The organism is Leptothrix cholodnii SP-6 (assembly GCF_000019785.1).
GTDB lineage: Bacteria > Pseudomonadota > Gammaproteobacteria > Burkholderiales > Burkholderiaceae_C > Sphaerotilus > Sphaerotilus cholodnii.
Genome location: NC_010524.1, coordinates 4,114,733 through 4,131,609 on the forward strand (window position 1 = coordinate 4,114,733; position 16,877 = coordinate 4,131,609).

The window sequence follows — 16,877 nt, forward strand, 5'->3', positions numbered from 1 at the left end:
GGCCGATCGCCCCGAACTGCGCAACACTGCGGCCACGACGGGCACGCATCCGTGCGCGGGGAGGCACCTCGATGATCGACGACTCGCTGCTGAAGATCCTGCTGAAAGCAGCCACCAGCATGCCGCTCGCGGCGCAGCTCGCGATGCTGGACGACCTGACACGCATCCACCCGCAGGGGGCTGCGTTCTGGCACCGCCTCGAAGCCTGGGCGCTGCAGCTGCTGGCGGCCTGGCGCGTCGGTCTGCTGGACGCCGAGGCCGGTGCGCGGGTGCTGGCACAGGTGCCGCTGCGCTCGGTCGGCGAGGCCCTCGGCACGCCCGTCGACGAGCCGGCGACATCTTCGGTCGACGAGCCGGCGGCGAGGGTGATCGACGAGCCTGCGGCGCTGAAGGTCGCCGACGTCGTGCCGTTCGAGTTTTCCCCCTCCCTGCAGCATCCGATCAAGTCGATGCCCAGCATCCGTTTCAAGCAGACCGGGCCGCCTTCCGTGCCCTCTGCCGTGCCATCTGCCGCGCCGCCACCGGCCGCCGCATCCGATGCGATGTTCGAGGCCGTGCCCGAGGCCGAGCCGCAGCAGGCCTTCCATTTCGTGCTGCGCGGCGAACAGGCCCGCGGCGCGGCGCTGCGGGTCGACAGCAGCGCGACCCTGAGCTTCAACTACGCGGTGCCGCCCGACGACGCGATGGCCACCGTCGCGCATGCGGCGCTCGACGCCGCCCGCCACGCCGACATCGACATCACCCTGCAGGCCACCGCCCGGGGCGGCCTCGCGATCAGCGGCGAGCGGATCGGCGTGGCGCAGTTTCGCGACGGCACGATGATCACGCCGGTCAACTTCCAGCTCACCGCCGGCGCCAGCTGCGACGCCCCGGGCCAGCCGACAAGCGGCGTGCACGTCGACTTTCTCGTCAAGGGCGAGAGCGTGCACCAGGTCGAGCTGACGATTCTGGTCGTGGCCAGCGCGGCCGAACTCGACGCCCTGCCCCCCACCGCCGCACCCGCCAACCAGGTGCCGCTGGCGCTGCTGGGCGATGCGCTGTCGGCGCCGCCGCCGCCCGAGCACCGGCTGCACGTCTCGCTGTCGTTCGACGGCGGCGATTTCTGCATCGAGCTGCGCCATCTGAGGGACGGCGAGGTCGAGTCGGAGGACCGTTTCGTCTCCGACGGCATCGACCGCGGCAAGCTCGAGGCGCTGATGAACGGCGTGCGCGGCGAGCTGGAGCCGTGTTACGAATCGAAGGTCTGGCGCACCTTCGACGGCCGCTTGCCCGCCCCGCCGACCGGGCCGGTGCCGGTGGCGCTGGGGCGCACGCTGGCCTGCGTGGCGGCGGCCGGCGCGCTGCTCAACGACAGCCTGCGCGAGGACGACGCACTGGCCCGCGCGCTCGACTACATCGAGGCCGCGCTGCCGCAGGGCAGCGTGATCACGATCGCCACCGACGACGTCTTCCTGCCGTGGGAGATCCTCTACCCGCGCGAGTGGTCGGCCGGCTGGACCGACGAGCAGAAGGCCGCGCACCCGCTCGACGCCAGCGCGTTCTGGGGCGCACGCTACGCGATCGAGACCGTGCAGCGCGGCAGCGGCTCGCTCGGCGGCCTGCGCAAGCTGCAGCTCGAATGCAGCCCTAAGGTGTCGGTCAACCTGAACCCGTCGATCGACATCGACGGCGTCGAGGCGGCCGACAAGCCGATCGCGGTGCAGCAGGCCTGGGCCGCGCGACTGGGCGAGCAGGGCCGGCTCGACGGCCTGCAGGCCGACTGCAAGGCGATGCGCCGGGTGCTGCAGAACGCCGCCAACGACGCCACGCTGATCTACATCTACTGCCACGGCAACGCCGCCAACCCGTTCGGCGGCAAGGACGAGCTGCTGCAGCTGGCCGAGGACTGCGGCCTCAAGCCCCGCGACCTGCAGGGCGACACCGCCTACCGCGCCGCGCCGATCGTGTTCCTGAACTCGTGCCAGTCGGGCGCGCATTCACCGCTGGCGTTCTCGACCTTCCTGAAGGAGTTCCGGCGCCGCGGCGCGCTCGGCATGATCGCCACCAGCCACGCGATCCCGATCGTCTTCGGCGCGCACTTCGGCGCCGAGGTGGTCGACTGCTACCTGCGCCGCAGCGGCTCGCTGGCGGTGGCGATGCACGGCCTGCGCCGCCACCATCTGCTCGAACGGGGCAACCCGGTTCCGCTGTTCTATTCGCTGCAATGCCAGCTCAGTTTTCCGCCCGTCCGGGCGGCAGGAGGTAGGTGATGTCCGACGACCGTGTGACCCTGATCGTGAGCGACCTGCATGTGGGCGGCGGCAGCGCCGACCCGGGCGACGACCACATCTACCAGGGCGGCCAGCTGGTGCGTTTTCTCGACCAGCAGGCGACGCAGACGCCCGAGGGCCTGCTGGGCCGCATCGAACTGATCTTCAACGGCGACTTCCTGGAGTTCGCGCAGGTCAACACGGCGGCGTATTCGCATCCGTCGGACCGCCACTGGTGCAGCGAGCGCGAATCGCTCGCCAAGCTCGACACCATCGTCGGCGGCCACCCCGAGATCTTCGCGGCGCTGGCGCGTTTCCAGGACAGCGGCAACCTCGTCACGATCGCCGCCGGCAACCACGACGTCGACCTCTGCTGGCCGGCGGTGCAGCAGCGCCTGCGCGAGGTGGCCGGCGCCGGCCTGCGCTTCGAGGTGGGCGCGACCTGGGTCGAGCGCCACGACGGCCGGCTGCAGATCGGCCACGGCCACATGGACGACCCGGCCAACCGCTTCGAGCACTGGGACGCACCGATCCGCCCGCTCGAAGGCGGCGGCGAACCGCGCCTGGAGATGTGCCCGGGCACGCTGTTCATGGTCAAGTTCGTCAACCGGCTAGAGAGCCGCTACCCGTTTGCCGACAACCTGCTGCCGGTGACCAAGCTGGCGTCGGTGCTGCTGCGCGACGACAAGGCCGGTCTGGCCTCGGTGGCGTGGACCTTCGTGAAGTTCGTCAGCGGCACCTCGCCGACCGTGCTGCAGTCGGGCACCACCGACGACATCGGCCTGCGGCTGCTCGAACGCGCGCGCGACGATGCCGGTTTCCGGGCCGCGGTCGAGGCGGCGCTGGTGCAGGCCGGGCTCACGCAATCGCTGGCGCGCTGGCGCGCCGGGCCGATCGATGCCGACACGCTGGCCGCGGTGATGCTCGGGCTGCTCGGCCAGGTCGACGAGGCGGCGTGGCAGGCGCTGTTCGAGACCCGCCACGACGGCGTCACGCTCGGCGCCAACGACGACGTGACGCTGTCGGCGCTGGTGCGTGGCGGCTTCGAGGACGGCAAGAAGAAGCTGCGCACGGCAGCCCAGGACCGCGTCGACGAAACCGGCGCGCGCGTGGTGGTGATGGGCCACACCCACCAGGTGGATCAGTTCGACCTCGACGGCGGCGGCGTCTACTTCAACCCCGGCTGCTGGACCCGCTACCTCGAGCTCAAGCCGGGCCAGAAGGTCACGCTCGACGACCTGCGCGACGAGAGCATCTACCCCTACGCGCTGAACTACGTGCGCGTGGCACCCGGCGCGGATGGCGCGCTGGAGGCCGAGCTGCGGTGCTTCGAGCGCAGCCCGGCGTGAACCGTCCGCCGTGAGGCGTCAGGCCGCCAGCGCCTCGCCGGCCAGCCGGCCGGCGGCGTCGGCGGCGGCGATGTGGGCGAACACCAGCGCCGGCCCGATCGTGATGCCGGGGCCCGGGTAGGTGCCGCCCATGATCGAGTTCATGTCGTTGCCGACCGCATAGAGGCCGTCGATCGGCTGCTGGTTGGCGCCCAGCACGCGGGCCTGCGCATCGGTCACGAGGCCGGCGCTGGCGCCGATGTCGCCCGGGTAGAGCTTGACCGCGTAATACGGCGCCTGCTGCAGCGCGCCCAGGTTCGGGTTGATGCCGCCGGCCGCGGCGTCGCCGATGTTGCGCTGGTAGGCGGTGCGGCCGCGCTGGAAGTCGGGATCCTCGCCACGCGCGGCGTGCTGGTTGAAGCGCGCCACGGTCTGCGCCAGCGCGGCGGCCGGCACGCCGAGCCGGCCGGCCAGTTCGGCGAGTGTCTGGCCGCTGACCACGTAGCCGTCCTTCAACGCGCCGGCCAGGCCCATGCCGCCGGGGCGCACCATGCCCAGGCCGTAGGTCTTGAGCGCGCGCGCGTCGGCGATCAGGTAGGCCGGGATGCAGGCGCTGCGCGCGTGTTCGGCCAGCATCGCCGCGCCGAAGCGGTGGTACGAGGTCGATTCGTTGACGAAACGCTGCCCCGCCTGATTGACCACCACCGTGCCGGGCTTGGCCCGGTCGAGCACGAAATGCGGAAACACCGCCGTGCTGCCGTCGGCCCGCCGGCGCACCGACACCGGCGCCCAGAAGGCGTTCTGCAGGTTCCTGTCGCCGATCTGCGCGCCCGCGCCCAGCGCCAGCGTGATCGCCTCGCCAGTGTGGCCGGGCGCACCGGGCGTGTAGTTGGCGGCTGCGGGCAGCAGCTGCGCGCGCAGTTGCGGGTGGCGGTTGAAGCCGCCCGACGCCAGCACCACGCCGGCGCGCGCGTGGAGGGCCTGGCGCTGCCCCTTGTGCATCAGGACGATGCCGGTGACACGCCCGCCCTCGGTGACGAGGCGCTCGACCTGCGCCTCGGTGCGGATCTCGACGCCGCGCTCGACCAGCGACTGCAGCAGCCGCGCGCACAGCGCGTTGCCCATCACCAGCCGGGTGCCACGCGGGTGCGTGAGCCGGTCGCGCGCCTGGCGCAGCACCAGCCGGGCGGCGTGCTTGAACGAGGCCCAGCGTTTCGTCATCGCCAGCAGGTGGTTGACGTCGGTGCGGTCGACCATCATGCCGCCGAGCACGGTGAACTCGGGGATCGGCGCTCGCAGCAGCGCGAAGTGCGCGCCGAGCTGGCGGCCGTCGAACGGCAACGGCTCCATCGCCCGGCCACGCAGCGTGGCACCGTCGAGATCCGACTCGTAATCCGGGTGCAGCGCGTAGGGCCGCAGCTTGACGTGCGACTCGCGCTCCAGCGTCGCCAGCGCCTGCGGGCCCTGCCGCAGAAAGGCCTCGCGCAGACGGCGGTCGGCGTGATCGCCCACGACCTGGTCGAGGTAGGTGGCGGCCTGCGCCACGCTGTCGCGCGCGCCCACCGTGACCGCGTGCGGCGTGTTGGGGATCCACACCGTGCCGGCCGAAAACGCGGTGGTGCCGCCGACGAACTCGGTGCGCTCGAGCAGCAGCACCTTGAGCCCGCGGATCGCCCCGAACAGCGCCGCCGCCATGCCCGCGCCCCCGGCGCCGATGACGATCAGATCGTGGGTCGCGCCCGCATCGGCAACGATCGAACGGGCGGGAGACGGGGTCGTGTCGGTGTGCATGAGGGCAGTTTATCGAACTGCGGTCAGTTTTGGAACTTAATTCCACTTTTTGAGATCACCGACCAATCCGCAACGAAGCGCCCGTCACGCGCAGTGCTCAAAAAACCGCCGGGCCGCCCCAAGGTTTTTTGCTCCCCCTCGGGGGGGCGGTCGCCGCAACGCGGCGGCCTTGGGGGCCTAAATCACCTGCCGCAGCGCCTGCGCGGTCTCCTGCAACAAGGGCAGCAGGCGGGCGATGGTGTCCTCGCGGCTCTGGTTCTGCATCGGCATGGTGGCGCCGATGGCGCCGCGGCAGACGCCCTTGCGGTCCTTCACCGCCAGCGCCATGCCGCGCAGGCCGATCTCGAGCTGCTGCTCGGTGACCCAGTACCCGAGCCGGCGCGCGCCGATCACGTCGGCGCGAAACACCGCCGCGTCGGTCACGGTGTTGGGCGCGAAGGCGGCAAAGTGGTGGTCGGCGATCCAGCGGTCGAGCGCCTCGTCGGGGTAGGTGGCCAGGATCACGGTCGACGGCGTGACCACGTGCGCCGGCACCCGCGCCCCGGCGTGGAAGCCGATCGAGATCACCCGCGGGCTGACGCTGCGCGCCAGGTAGACGATCTCGTGGCCGTCGAGCACGCTGAAGTTGACGGTCTCGCCGCACGACTGCGACAGGCGCTGGATGAAAGGCTGCACCAGCCGTGGCAGGCGCGCGGCGCCGAGGTAGCTCTGGCCCAGCCGCAGCACCTTGGGCAGCAGCCAGAAATGCTTGCCGTCGCTGTCGGCATAGCCGTAATGCACCAGGCTCAGCAGGTAGCGGCGCGCCGCGGTGCGGGTCAGGCCGGCCCGCTCGGCGGCCTCGCTCGGGCTCAGGCGCGGGTGGTCGTCGTCGAAGGACTCGATCACGCGCAGGCCCTTGCCGAGGCCTTCGATGATGTCTTTGCGGTCGATCGGCGTGTCCATGCAAGGCCTCGGGCGAAGGGTGGGCGGGTGGCTCGGGACTAACCCGCGAAGCGAGCGATCATCGCTCATCATGCGCGACTATCGCGCAAACAAGGGTCGACAACCTTGTTTGCGCCCCTCGGCCTGCCTATTGTTCGGCCCATCGCAGCCCGGCCCACGCCATGCACATCTCCGGCACCACCCGTGTTTTCCTCATCCTCGGCGACCCCGTGGCCCAGGTGCGTGCGCCCGAGGTCTTCAACGCGCTGTTCGCGCAGCACGGCGTCGACGCGGTGCTGGTGCCGGTGCACGTCGCCAGCGCCGACGTGGCCGCCTTCGTGCGCAGCAGCTTCAAGGCCCGCAACATCGACGGCCTGTGGGTAACGATCCCGCACAAGACCACGCTCGCGGGCGTGCTCGACCATTGCGACCTCAGCGGCAGCACCGCCGAGGCGGTCAACGCGGTGCGGCGCAATGCCGACGGCAGCGTCGAAGGCGCGCTGTTCGACGGCATCGGCTTCGCCAAGTCGCTCGACCATTTCGGCATCGCCTGCCGCGGCGCGCGGGTGCTGATCGTCGGCGCGGGCGGTGCGGGCGTGGCGATCGCCACCGCGCTGGTGCAGCGAGCGCTGGCCGAACTGGCGATCTTCGACACCGACCCGGCGCGCAGCACCGCTGCCGCCGAGCGCCTGCGCAGCGTCAGCGGCGTGCCGATCAGCACGCCGCACAGCGCCGACCCGGCCGGCCACGACATCGTCATCAACGCCACGCCGCTGGGCCTCGACGACAGCGACCCGCTGCCCTTCGACGTGCGGCGCCTCGACGGCAACGCCGCGGTGCTCGACATCCTGATGAAGAACCAGCCCACGCCGCTGCTGCGCGCCTGCGCGGCGCGCGGCATCACCGCGCACCCGGGCTACGAAATGATGATCCAGCAGGTGCCCGAGTACCTGCGCTTCTTCGGCCTCGACGAACTGGCGCGCACGGTGCAGGCCGACCTCGCGCCGGTGCGCGCCCTGATGAGCGACGGCGACGAAAAGATCGCCACCCCGACGCCCCTCGCGAACGCGGCCTGAGCCGCTCGCAGCCCACCCGTTTCAACCCGCCGGCGCGACGCGCCTCTCACACAGAAGGAGACCCGCATGAACTTCCCACGTCGCCACATCAGCCTGGCTGTTGCCGCACTCGCACTCGCCACCGGCGGCCTCGCGCAGGCGCAGAGCACGATCAAGATCGCCGGCCTCTACGAGCTGTCGGGCGCAGGCGCCAGCGCGGGCACCAACTTCAAGAACGGCGTCGACATGGCGATCAAGGAGATCAACGCCGCCGGTGGCATCCTGGGCAAGAAGATCGAGCACGGCATCAGCGACACGCAGTCCAACCCCGGCGTCGCCAAGGGCCTGGCCGCCAAGGCGATCGACGACGACGCGTTCGCGGTGTTCGGTCCGGTGTTCTCGGGCTCGATCATGGTCAGCATGGCCGAGACCCAGCGCGCCGAGGTGCCCAACTTCACCGGCGGCGAGGCCGCTGCGATCACGCAGAAGGGCAACCCGTACATCTTCCGCACCAGCTTCACGCAGACCACCGCGATGCCCAAGGTGGCGCGCTACATCGCCCAGGGCCTGAAGGCCAAGACGGTGGCGGTGCTGTTCGTCAACAACGACTTCGGCAAGGGCGGCCGTGACGCCATCACCAAGGCCCTCGAGGCCCAAGGCGTGAAGGTGGTGGCCGACATCTCGACCGACAGCGGCCAGATCGACTTCTCGGCCCCGGTGCTGAAAGCCAAGCAGGCCAACGCCGACGCGCTGTTCGTCTACACCAATGAAGAAGAGTCGGCGCGCGCGCTGCGCGAGCTGCGCAAGCAGGGCTACAACAAGCCGATTGTCGGCGAGACCACGCTGACCGGCCAGAAGGTGATCGAGCTCGCCGGTGACGCCGCCAACGGCGCCATCGCCCACGTCGGCCTGACGATCGACGCGCCGAACCCGCTGATGCTCAAGTTCAAGGCCAAGTTCTACCAGGACTACAAGTACTTCTCCGATCACAACGGCATCAAGGGCTACACCGGCGTGTACATCATGAAGGCGGCGATCGAGAAGGCCGGCAAGCTCGACCGCAAGGCGGTGGCCAGCGCGCTGCACGGCCTGAAGATCTCGGCGGCCAAGAACCCGGGCGTGATCATGGACGTGAGCGTCGACAACAACGGCGACCTCGACCGCGAGAGCTTCCTGGTCGAGGTCAAGGACGGCAAGCAGGTCGTCAAGGAAACGCTGCCGGCGCTGGGCGCCAAGTAAGGCCCGAGACGCGCCGAGCCGCGCACCGCGCGCTGCTGATCCGGCGCGTTTTTCCTCCCCCGAGCCGGGGGAGGCGATCCAACCCGAGGGGTCACCGATGACCGATTTCCTGCAGCTGCTGTTCTCCGGTGTCGCCACCGGCAGCATCTACGCGCTGGCCGCACTGGGCTTCACTCTGCTGTGGCAAGCCAGCGGCACCATCAACTTCGCCCAGGGCGAGTTCGTGATGCTGCCCGCCTTCATCATGCTGGGCTTCGCCGCGATGGGCCTGCCGCTGCTGGCCGCCTTTGCCGCGACCTGCTTCGTGTCGGTGTTCGTGCTCGGCTGGGCCTTCAAGCGCGGCATCGCCGACCCGCTGCTCAAGTTCGGCCTGATGCCGATCGTGGTGGCCACCATCGGCCTGGCGATCGCGATGCGCAACGGCATCCGCGCCGGCTACAGCGCCGAGGCCCACCCGTTCCCGAGCCTGTTCGCCGACAAGCTGTTCAACATCGGTGGCGTCACGATCACGCTGGCCGACGTCGGCACGCTGGCCTTCGCGCTGCTGCTGGTGCTGGCCACGCAGGCCTTCCTGAACAAGACCGTCACCGGCCGCGCGATGCAGGCCGTGGCGCAGAACACCGAGAGCGCCACGGTGCTGGGCATCAACGTGCCGCGCATGGTGTTCTACACCTTCGCGATCAACGCGCTGCTGGCCTGCGCGGCCGCGCTGCTGGTCACGCCGACGTACCTGGCCAAGTTCGACATGGGCGAGGGCCTGGGCAACAAGGCCTTCTTCGCCGCCATCATCGGCGGCTTCAACAACAGCCGCGGCGCGCTGCTGGGTGGCGTCATCGTCGGCGTGGCCGAGAACCTGGCCGCAGCCTACATCTCGCCGGCCTACAAGGACGCGGTGGCGCTGGTGCTGTTCATGGTCGTGATCCTGTTCAAGCCGCAAGGTTTGCTGGGAACCAAAGAGATGCGGAAAGTCTGAGGCCCGAGCCGGAGAACCCCCATGAAGACACTCCACAAGATCGGCCTGCTGGCCATCCTCGCGCTGCTGCTGGGCGCGCCGCCGATGCTCAAGAGCTACGGCGTCTACCTGTTCACCTACTGGGTGGTGTTCATCATCGCCACCATGGGCCTGAACCTGACGATCGGCTACGCCGGCCAGAAATCGCTCGGCCACGCCGCCTTCTTCGGCATCGGCGCCTACACGGTGGCGATCCTGATGCAGGCCGGCATCAGCTTCTGGATCGGCCTGCCGGTGGCGATGCTCGGCTGCTTCGTGATCGGCCTGATCGTCGGCTTCCCGGCGCTGCGGGTGCAGACCATCTACCTGGCGTTCGCGACGCTCGGCTTCAACACCGCCGTCTGGCTGGTGATGCGCAACGAGGAGTGGCTGACCGGCGGCACCTTCGGCATCAACAACATCGCGCGGCCGAGCCTGTTCGGCATCAGCCTCGACGGCAACCTGGCGTACTACTACTTCGTGCTGGCGGTGGCCGTCATCCTCGGCGCACTGCTGTTCGGCCTGCTGCGATCGCCGTGGGGCAAGGCCTTCACCGCCTTGCGCGACAACCCGATCCGCGCCGAGAGCCTGGGCATCAACGTGCAGAACTACACCCTGCTGGCGTTCGCGATCGGTGCGGTCTATGCCGGTGTGGCCGGTGCGCTGTTCGCCAGCCTGGTGCAGTTCATCGATCCGGCGCCGTTCACCGTGGGCGCCTCGATCATGATGTACCTGATGGTGGTGCTGGGCGGCCTGGGCTACTTCTTCGGCCCGGTGCTGGGCGCGGCGGTCGGCGTGCTGCTGCCCGAATGGATGCGCGACCTGAAGGACTGGTACCTGTTCGCCTTCGGCAGCGTGGTGATCCTGCTGATGCTGTGGCTGCCCGACGGGCTGCTCTCCATCCCCGACCGCATCCGCGCCCGCCGACTCTCGCGCGAGGCCTCGGCCGCACGCGCCGCTGCCGCCGCCACGGCGGTCGAAGGAACTCAGCCATGAGCCCCGTCCAAGGACCTGCCCTCCTCAAGGTCACCGACCTGAAAAAGTCCTACGGCGCGATCCGCGCGGTGGGCGGCGTGAGCTTCGACGTGCGTCCCGGCGAGATCTTCGGCGTGATCGGCCCGAACGGCTCGGGCAAGACCACGATGTTCAACAGCGTGCTCGGCCAGATCACGCCCGACGCCGGCCGCATCGAGCTCAACGGCCGCGACATCACGAATCTGAGCCCGCTCGAACTCAACCGCCGCGGCGTCGGCCGCACCTTCCAGACCCTGCAGGTATTCGGCAAGATGACGGTGCGCGACAACCTGATCGTCGCCGCGCAGGAGCACCAGGGCACGATGTTCAGCCGCATGTTCGCGCCGGGTGATTCGGGGCTGGGCGCCAAGGCCGACGAGCTGATCGACCTGTTCCGCATCCGCCACGTCGCGCACAAGAAGGCCGGCGAGCTGAGCTACGGCCAGCAGAAGCTGGTCGACATCGCGATGGCCTTCATGAGCGAGCCCGACCTGGTGCTGCTCGACGAGCCGTGTGCGGGTGTCAACCCGAGCCTGGTGGGCGGCATCAGCACGCTGCTCAAGCAGCTCAACCAGAAGCAGAAGGGCTCGTTCGTGGTGATCGAGCACAACATGGACTTCGTGATGGACCTGTGCCACCGCATCATGGTGATGGTCGAGGGCCAGGTGATGGCGATCGGCACGCCGGCCGAGATCCGCGCCAACAAGCAGGTGCTCGACGCCTACCTGGGGAATTGAGATGAGTGATCACGCGATCGAGTTCGAGAACGTGCTCGCCGGCTACGGCGATTTCATGATCCTCAACAACCTCTCGTTCAAGGCCAAACGCGGCGCGATCACGCTGCTGCTCGGCCCCAACGGCGCGGGCAAGTCGACGGTGCTCAAGACGCTGTTCGGCCTGCTGAAGGTGCGCGCGGGCCGCATCAGGCTCGACGGCCAGGACATCACCGGCTCGAGCGCCAAGGATCTGCTGGTGCAGCACGGCATCGCCTTCGTGCCGCAGGGCCGCAACCTGTTCGGCCAGCTGAGCGTCTACGAGAACCTGGAGCTGGGCGGCATCACGCTGGGCATGAAGACCACGCGCGAGCGCATCCCCGAAGTGCTGGCGCGTTTTCCGCGCGTCAAGGAGCGCATGCACAGCCAGGCCGCCGCGCTGTCGGGCGGCGAGCAGAAGCAGCTCGAGGTCGGCCGCGCGCTGCTGCTGCGGCCCAAGGTGCTGCTGATCGATGAGCCGTCGATCGGCCTGTCGCCGCTGGTGGTGGCCGACGTCTTCAAGCTGCTGCGCCAGCTGGCCGATCAAGGCACGACCGTGCTGATGGTCGAGCAGAACGTCAAGAGCGCGCTGAAGATCTCCGACGAGGCGATCGCGCTGGAGTCGGGCCGGCGCGTGCTGCAGAAGTCGGCCGACGAGCTGCTCAACGACCCGAACATCGAGCGGCTGTTCCTGGGTGGCGCGCACGCGGCCGCGCCGGCGGCGGCCAAGGCCTGAGCTCGGGGCCCGGGGCCGGCCTGATGCGCCGGGGCTGACGGTGGCGCGGGCCGGCAACGCCCCGCCCGGCTTGGGCGATCATCGCGGCTGAGAACCGCACCGACCGGCCCGCGCCGCCGGGTGCCGCACCATCTGCCATCAACGGAGGCCCCATGCTCAACACCTCGACCCTCGACCGCGAAGCCATCGGCGAGCTGCCCAACCCGCTGGGGCTGCAGGGCATCGAGTTCATCGAATACAGCACCAGCCGGCCGCAGGCGCTGGGCCAGGTGCTCGAACGCCTGGGCTTCGTGCCGGTGGCGCGGCATCGCTCGCGCGAGGTGCTGCTGTACCGCCAGGGCGACGTCAACATCATCGTCAACGCGCACCAGGGCGGCCTGTCCGGCCAGGCCGCGCCGACCGAGGCGCCCGCCATCGCGGCGGTCGCGCTGCGCGTGCGCGATGCCGCCGCGGCCTACCGGCGCGTGCTCGAACTCGGCGCCTGGGCGGTGCCGACGCAGGTCGAGGTGATGGAGCTCAACATTCCGGCGATCCACGGCGCGGGTTCGAGCCGGCTGTACTTCGTCGACCGATGGCGCGAGTTCTCGATCTACGACGTCGATTTCATCCCCATCCCCGGCGTCAACCCGCAGCCGCCGGCCGAGGGCGGCCTGCATCTGTTCGGCGTGGTGCAGTACATCGGCCTGGACCGCACCGACGACTGGACCGCCTTCTACGGCGAGCTGCTCGGTTTTGCCGAGCTGCCGCGCGAGCAGAGCTTCGGCGTGCTGACCAGCGGCAGCATCCTCGCCAGCCCCTGCGGCACCTTCTACTGGCAGCTGATCGAGCCCGAACCCGACGCGGCCGATTTCGAGCACGACGAGCTGCTGCAGCGGGTCGGCTTCGGTGTCGACGACGTCACCGCCAGCGTCGCCAGCCTGCGCGCGCGTGGCGTCGAGTTCGTCGAATCGACCCACGGCGTGCGCACCACCGAACGCGGTGCCCTGACGCGCCCGCAGATGGGCTCGCTGGTGTTCGAGCTCGTGCATGACCCGCGCTGAGCCGGAGGCCCCGATGACACGCGACCTCCTGGCCGCCACCGCGCGGCAGAACATCGCCGATTTCGGCATGGACACCATCTCGCTGGCCGGCCCGCTGGAGGCCCGGCTGGCGGCGGTCAAGGCCGCCGGCTTCAGCCAGATCATGCTGGCCGCGCGCGACATCGTCGGCCACCCGCAGGGCATCGACGCCGCGGTGGCCGCGGTGCGCGCCAGCGGCCTGCGCGTCACCGGCTTCCAGGTGCTGCGCGATTTCGAGGGCTTGAGCGGCCACCTGCACGGCTACAAGGTCGACATCGCCAAGCAGATGATCCTGATGGCGCGCGCGCTGGGTGCCGAGGTGCTGCTGGCCTGCTCGTCGACCTCGGAGCACGCCAGCGGCGAGGTCGACACCATCGCCCGCGACCTGCGCAAGCTCGCGATGCTGGCGCTGCCGCACGGCATCCGCATCGCCTTCGAGGCGCTGTCGTGGGGCCGCCACCTCAACGAATACACCCACGCCTGGCAGGTGGTCGAGCGGGCCGACTGCCCGAACCTCGGGCTGGCGATCGACTCGTACCACGTCTTCGCCACCGGCACGCCGCTCGACGCGCTGGAGCGGGTCGACCCGGCCAAGATCTACCTGGTGCAGCTGGCTGACTTCATGTGGCAGGAGCTGCGCACGCCGCAGGAGCGCATGGACACGGCGCGGCACTTCCGCGTCTTCCCGGGTGAAGGCGTGCATTCGCAGGCGCTGACCGCGCTGGTGCTCAAGCTCGACCAGCTCGGTTACCGCGGCGACTACAGCTTCGAGGTCTTCAACGACGACTACCAGCAGCTGCCGCTGCCCTACGTGGCCCAGCGCGCACGCGATTCGGCGCTGTGGCTGGCCGAGGGCGTGCTGCGCCGCTCGGTGCCGTTGCCGGGGCGGATGCGGCTGCGCCAGCAGGGCTGACGCAGTCGCCGGTCAACGCCCGGACGCACCGGCCGTTGAATGGAAGTCTGAAACCAACGGTCGAGCCGTCTGACCCCATGAAAACCCATCCCGTTCAAGCCCCTGTTGCCACTCCCGAGCCGGCCCCGCACGCCGGCTGGAAAAAGGCCGTGCTGGCACTGGTCGGCGGGGTCGTGCTGACCGCCACCTCGGGCTGCGTGATCGCGCCGTCGCCCTACTACGACCGCGAGCCGCAGCCGGTCTACGTCGAGCCGGCCTATCCTAGCCCGGGCATCGGCTGGGTCTGGATCTTCCAGCCGCGCATCGGCTGGGGCTGGCATCACCCGCGCCACGGCTGGGATGACCGCGGCCGTGGCCGCGGTCGTGGACGCGGCCACGGCCGGGATTGATCGCCTGAGCTGAGACCCGCCGGGCGGCCGCGCGCCGCCCCGCCGCAGGTCCGGCCCGCGGGCCGATATGCTCGCGGCCATGATTCTCAACGTCGTCTGGATCGGTTTCATCCTCGTCGGCTTCGCCGTCGCCCTGGCCAAGCTGGCACTGGGCGATCTCACGGTGTTCGCGCGGGTCATGACCGGCATCTTCGACACCGCCCGCACCGGTTTCGACATCTCGCTGGGCCTGGTCGGCGTGATGAGCCTGTGGCTGGGCATCATGAAGATCGGCGAGCAGGCCGGCGTGATCGGGCTGTTCGCGCGCGCGGTGGCGCCGTTCTTCCGGCGGCTGTTCCCCGACATCCCCGCCGGCCACCCGGCCGGCGGCAGCATCGTGATGAACTTCAGCGCCAACATGCTGGGGCTGGACAACGCCGCCACGCCGCTGGGCCTCAAAGCCATGCGCGAGCTGCAGGAGATCAACCCGGACAAGACCACCGCGAGCAATCCGATGATCATGTTCCTGGTGCTCAACACCGCCGGCATCACGCTGATCCCGAGCTCGGTGATCGCGATCCGGCAGAGCATCGCGGTCGAGCAGGGGCTGGTCGGCTTCAATGCGGCCGACATCTTCTTGCCCACGCTGATCGGCACCTTCATCTCGTTTGCTGCCGGGCTGCTGGCGGTGGCGGCGTATCAGCGCATCAACCTGCTGAGCGCGCCGGTGCTGCTGTTCTTCGGCGGCTTCATCGCCGCGATGGCCGGGCTCTACGGCGCGCTGCACAGCTACCCGCCCGATCAGATGGCGCAGATCACCGGCCTGCTCGGCAGCGGCGTGATCTTCTCGGTCATCGTGCTGTTCGTGGCGGTGGGCGCGCTGCGGCGCATCAACGTCTACGAGGCCTTCGTCGAGGGCGCGAAGGACGGCTTCGGCGTGGCGATCCAGATCGTGCCGTACCTGATCGCGATCCTGGTGGCGATCTCGGTGTTCCGCAGCACCGGCTGCATGGACTACGTCGTGGGCGCGATCGGCGCGGCGGTCGGCGCCGTGGGGCTGGACACCGACTTCGTGCCCGCGCTGCCGGTCGGCCTGATGAAGACGCTGTCGGGCAGCGGCGCGCGCGGGCTGATGATCGACGTGATGAAGACCTACGGCGTCGACTCCTTTGAGGGCAAGCTCGCCGCCATCATCCAGGGCTCGACCGAGACCACCTTCTACGTGCTGGCGGTCTACTTCGGCAGCGTCAACATCCGCCGCACCCGCTACGCGCTGACCTGCGGGCTGATCGCCGATGCGGTCGGCGTGGTCGGCGCGATCTGGGTCGGCTATCTTTTCTACCGTTGATCTTCTGCCGTTGTCGCTGCGCCGCGCGCATCGCTTCACCGACCTCCCGCCATCCTGAACACCATGACTCCTGCCCTGCCCCAGCGCCGCATCGGCGCCTTCGACGTCTCGGCCATCGGCCTGGGCTGCATGAACCTCAGCCACGCCTACGGCCAGCCGCCCGCGCGTGACGCCGCGCAGGCGCTGCTGCTGCGCGCGCTCGACCTCGGCGTGACGCTGTTCGACACCGCCGCGCTCTACGGCTTCGGCAGCAATGAAGAGCTGGTCGGCGAGGTGCTCGCGCCGCACCGCCATCGCTTCACGCTGGCGAGCAAGTGCGGCATGCAGGGCGTCGACGGCACCCGCGTGATCGACGGCCGCCCGGCCACGCTCAAGGCCACCTGCGAGGCCAGCCTGAAGCGCCTGCGCACCGACGTGATCGACCTCTACTACCTGCACCGCTGGGACCGCCAGGTGCCGATCGAGGACTCGGTGGGCGCACTCGCGGACTTGGTGCGCGAGGGCAAGATCCGCGCGATCGGCCTGAGCGAAGTCTCGGCCGCCACGCTGCGGCGGGCGCACGCGGTGCACCCGATCGCCGCGCTGCAGACCGAGTACTCGCTGTGGACCCGCAACCCCGAGATTGCCGTGCTCGAGGCCTGCCGCGAGCTGGGCACCACCTTCGTCGCCTTCAGCCCGGTCGGGCGCGGCTTCCTGCCCGGCACGTTGCGTGACGTGAGCGGCCTCGACGCGAAGGACATCCGACGCGCCATGCCGCGTTTTGCGCCGGTCAACTACGCCGCCAACCTGCGTCTGCTCGACGGCCTGGGCGAGGTGGCGCGCGAGGTCGGCTGCACGCTCGCCCAGCTCTCGCTCGCCTGGCTGCTGGCGCGCGACGAGCACATCGTGCCGATCCCCGGCACGACCCACATCGCCCACCTCGAAGAAGACCTCGGTGCCGTCGACGTGCGGCTGAACGCGGCGCAGATGGCGCGCCTGGACACGCTGATCCATCGCGGCAACGTGGCCGGCGCGCGCTACAACGCGGCCACGCAGACCGAGATCGATACCGAGGAGTTCTGAGACGCCGAACCGGTCTGGCAACGCAGGCATCCACCTTCGGAGGGATGCGTCG

Annotated in this window: 15 protein-coding genes; 13 read left to right on the forward strand and 2 right to left on the reverse strand. The window is 69.8% G+C overall.

Annotated features, from left to right (window positions below; translation table 11 throughout):
* Window positions 1-71 precede the first annotated feature (71 nt).
* Entirely contained in the window at window positions 72-2,249 is a 2,178-nt protein-coding gene (locus LCHO_RS23775) for a hypothetical protein (RefSeq protein WP_012348682.1), read from the forward strand.
* A complete protein-coding gene (locus LCHO_RS18325; RefSeq protein ID WP_012348683.1) occupies window positions 2,249-3,598 on the forward strand; it encodes a metallophosphoesterase family protein in 1,350 nt (449 codons plus the stop codon). The genes LCHO_RS23775 and LCHO_RS18325 overlap by 1 nt, the downstream gene beginning before the upstream one ends.
* Before the next feature lie 18 nt (window positions 3,599-3,616).
* Here the strand turns inward: LCHO_RS18325 and LCHO_RS18330 are convergent, their stop codons facing one another.
* Window positions 3,617-5,368, reverse strand: a complete 1,752-nt coding sequence (locus LCHO_RS18330) for an FAD-dependent oxidoreductase (protein ID WP_012348684.1) — start codon at window positions 5,366-5,368, stop codon at window positions 3,617-3,619.
* A gap of 177 nt (window positions 5,369-5,545) precedes the next feature.
* Window positions 5,546-6,310, reverse strand: coding sequence for an IclR family transcriptional regulator domain-containing protein (locus tag LCHO_RS18335; protein WP_012348685.1), 765 nt, complete (start codon window positions 6,308-6,310; stop codon window positions 5,546-5,548).
* A 161-nt stretch (window positions 6,311-6,471) separates the two neighbouring features.
* Between LCHO_RS18335 and LCHO_RS18340 the strand changes: the two genes are divergently transcribed.
* The 11 genes from LCHO_RS18340 (at window position 6,472) to LCHO_RS18390 (ending at window position 16,825) form a co-directional block, all read left to right on the forward strand.
* Window positions 6,472-7,365 carry a shikimate dehydrogenase family protein gene (locus LCHO_RS18340; RefSeq protein WP_012348686.1) on the forward strand — a complete coding sequence of 298 codons (894 nt, stop codon included), beginning with the start codon at window positions 6,472-6,474 and terminating at the stop codon, window positions 7,363-7,365.
* Between the two features lie 66 nt (window positions 7,366-7,431).
* Entirely contained in the window at window positions 7,432-8,583 is a 1,152-nt protein-coding gene (locus LCHO_RS18345) for an ABC transporter substrate-binding protein (RefSeq protein WP_012348687.1), read from the forward strand.
* A gap of 97 nt (window positions 8,584-8,680) precedes the next feature.
* Window positions 8,681-9,556: a branched-chain amino acid ABC transporter permease gene (locus LCHO_RS18350; protein WP_012348688.1), complete on the forward strand. Its 876-nt coding sequence runs from the start codon at window positions 8,681-8,683 to the stop codon at window positions 9,554-9,556.
* Between the two features lie 21 nt (window positions 9,557-9,577).
* On the forward strand, window positions 9,578-10,570 hold the full coding sequence (locus LCHO_RS18355; protein WP_012348689.1) for a branched-chain amino acid ABC transporter permease: 993 nt from the start codon (window positions 9,578-9,580) through the stop codon (window positions 10,568-10,570).
* On the forward strand, window positions 10,567-11,325 hold the full coding sequence (locus tag LCHO_RS18360) for an ABC transporter ATP-binding protein (RefSeq protein WP_012348690.1): 759 nt from the start codon (window positions 10,567-10,569) through the stop codon (window positions 11,323-11,325). Before LCHO_RS18355 ends, LCHO_RS18360 begins: the two co-directional genes overlap by 4 nt.
* A gap of 1 nt (window position 11,326) precedes the next feature.
* A complete protein-coding gene (locus LCHO_RS18365; RefSeq protein ID WP_012348691.1) occupies window positions 11,327-12,076 on the forward strand; it encodes an ABC transporter ATP-binding protein in 750 nt (249 codons plus the stop codon).
* Window positions 12,077-12,228: 152 nt separating this feature from the next.
* Window positions 12,229-13,116, forward strand: a complete 888-nt coding sequence (locus tag LCHO_RS18370; protein WP_012348692.1) for a VOC family protein — start codon at window positions 12,229-12,231, stop codon at window positions 13,114-13,116.
* Window positions 13,117-13,129: 13 nt separating this feature from the next.
* Entirely contained in the window at window positions 13,130-14,047 is a 918-nt protein-coding gene (locus LCHO_RS18375) for a sugar phosphate isomerase/epimerase family protein (protein WP_012348693.1), read from the forward strand.
* 77 nt (window positions 14,048-14,124) lie between these two features.
* Complete coding sequence (locus LCHO_RS24335) at window positions 14,125-14,436, forward strand: hypothetical protein (protein ID WP_012348694.1); 312 nt, start codon at window positions 14,125-14,127, stop codon at window positions 14,434-14,436.
* A gap of 79 nt (window positions 14,437-14,515) precedes the next feature.
* The gene (locus tag LCHO_RS18385; RefSeq protein ID WP_043705831.1) at window positions 14,516-15,763 is read left to right on the forward strand and encodes a nucleoside recognition domain-containing protein; all 1,248 of its coding nucleotides are present in this window, start codon (window positions 14,516-14,518) and stop codon (window positions 15,761-15,763) included.
* A gap of 63 nt (window positions 15,764-15,826) precedes the next feature.
* Complete coding sequence (locus LCHO_RS18390) at window positions 15,827-16,825, forward strand: aldo/keto reductase (protein WP_012348696.1); 999 nt, start codon at window positions 15,827-15,829, stop codon at window positions 16,823-16,825.
* The last annotated feature ends 52 nt before the right edge of the window (window positions 16,826-16,877 follow it).

Coding starts and splice junctions, on each gene's coding strand:
- LCHO_RS23775 (WP_012348682.1), top strand. CDS start 72: ATGATCGACGACTCGCTGCTGAAGATCCTGCTGAAAGCAGCCACCAGC.
- LCHO_RS18325 (WP_012348683.1), top strand. CDS start 2,249: ATGTCCGACGACCGTGTGACCCTGATCGTGAGCGACCTGCATGTGGGC.
- LCHO_RS18330 (WP_012348684.1), bottom strand. CDS start 5,368: ATGCACACCGACACGACCCCGTCTCCCGCCCGTTCGATCGTTGCCGAT.
- LCHO_RS18335 (WP_012348685.1), bottom strand. CDS start 6,310: ATGGACACGCCGATCGACCGCAAAGACATCATCGAAGGCCTCGGCAAG.
- LCHO_RS18340 (WP_012348686.1), top strand. CDS start 6,472: ATGCACATCTCCGGCACCACCCGTGTTTTCCTCATCCTCGGCGACCCC.
- LCHO_RS18345 (WP_012348687.1), top strand. CDS start 7,432: ATGAACTTCCCACGTCGCCACATCAGCCTGGCTGTTGCCGCACTCGCA.
- LCHO_RS18350 (WP_012348688.1), top strand. CDS start 8,681: ATGACCGATTTCCTGCAGCTGCTGTTCTCCGGTGTCGCCACCGGCAGC.
- LCHO_RS18355 (WP_012348689.1), top strand. CDS start 9,578: ATGAAGACACTCCACAAGATCGGCCTGCTGGCCATCCTCGCGCTGCTG.
- LCHO_RS18360 (WP_012348690.1), top strand. CDS start 10,567: ATGAGCCCCGTCCAAGGACCTGCCCTCCTCAAGGTCACCGACCTGAAA.
- LCHO_RS18365 (WP_012348691.1), top strand. CDS start 11,327: ATGAGTGATCACGCGATCGAGTTCGAGAACGTGCTCGCCGGCTACGGC.
- LCHO_RS18370 (WP_012348692.1), top strand. CDS start 12,229: ATGCTCAACACCTCGACCCTCGACCGCGAAGCCATCGGCGAGCTGCCC.
- LCHO_RS18375 (WP_012348693.1), top strand. CDS start 13,130: ATGACACGCGACCTCCTGGCCGCCACCGCGCGGCAGAACATCGCCGAT.
- LCHO_RS24335 (WP_012348694.1), top strand. CDS start 14,125: ATGAAAACCCATCCCGTTCAAGCCCCTGTTGCCACTCCCGAGCCGGCC.
- LCHO_RS18385 (WP_043705831.1), top strand. CDS start 14,516: ATGATTCTCAACGTCGTCTGGATCGGTTTCATCCTCGTCGGCTTCGCC.
- LCHO_RS18390 (WP_012348696.1), top strand. CDS start 15,827: ATGACTCCTGCCCTGCCCCAGCGCCGCATCGGCGCCTTCGACGTCTCG.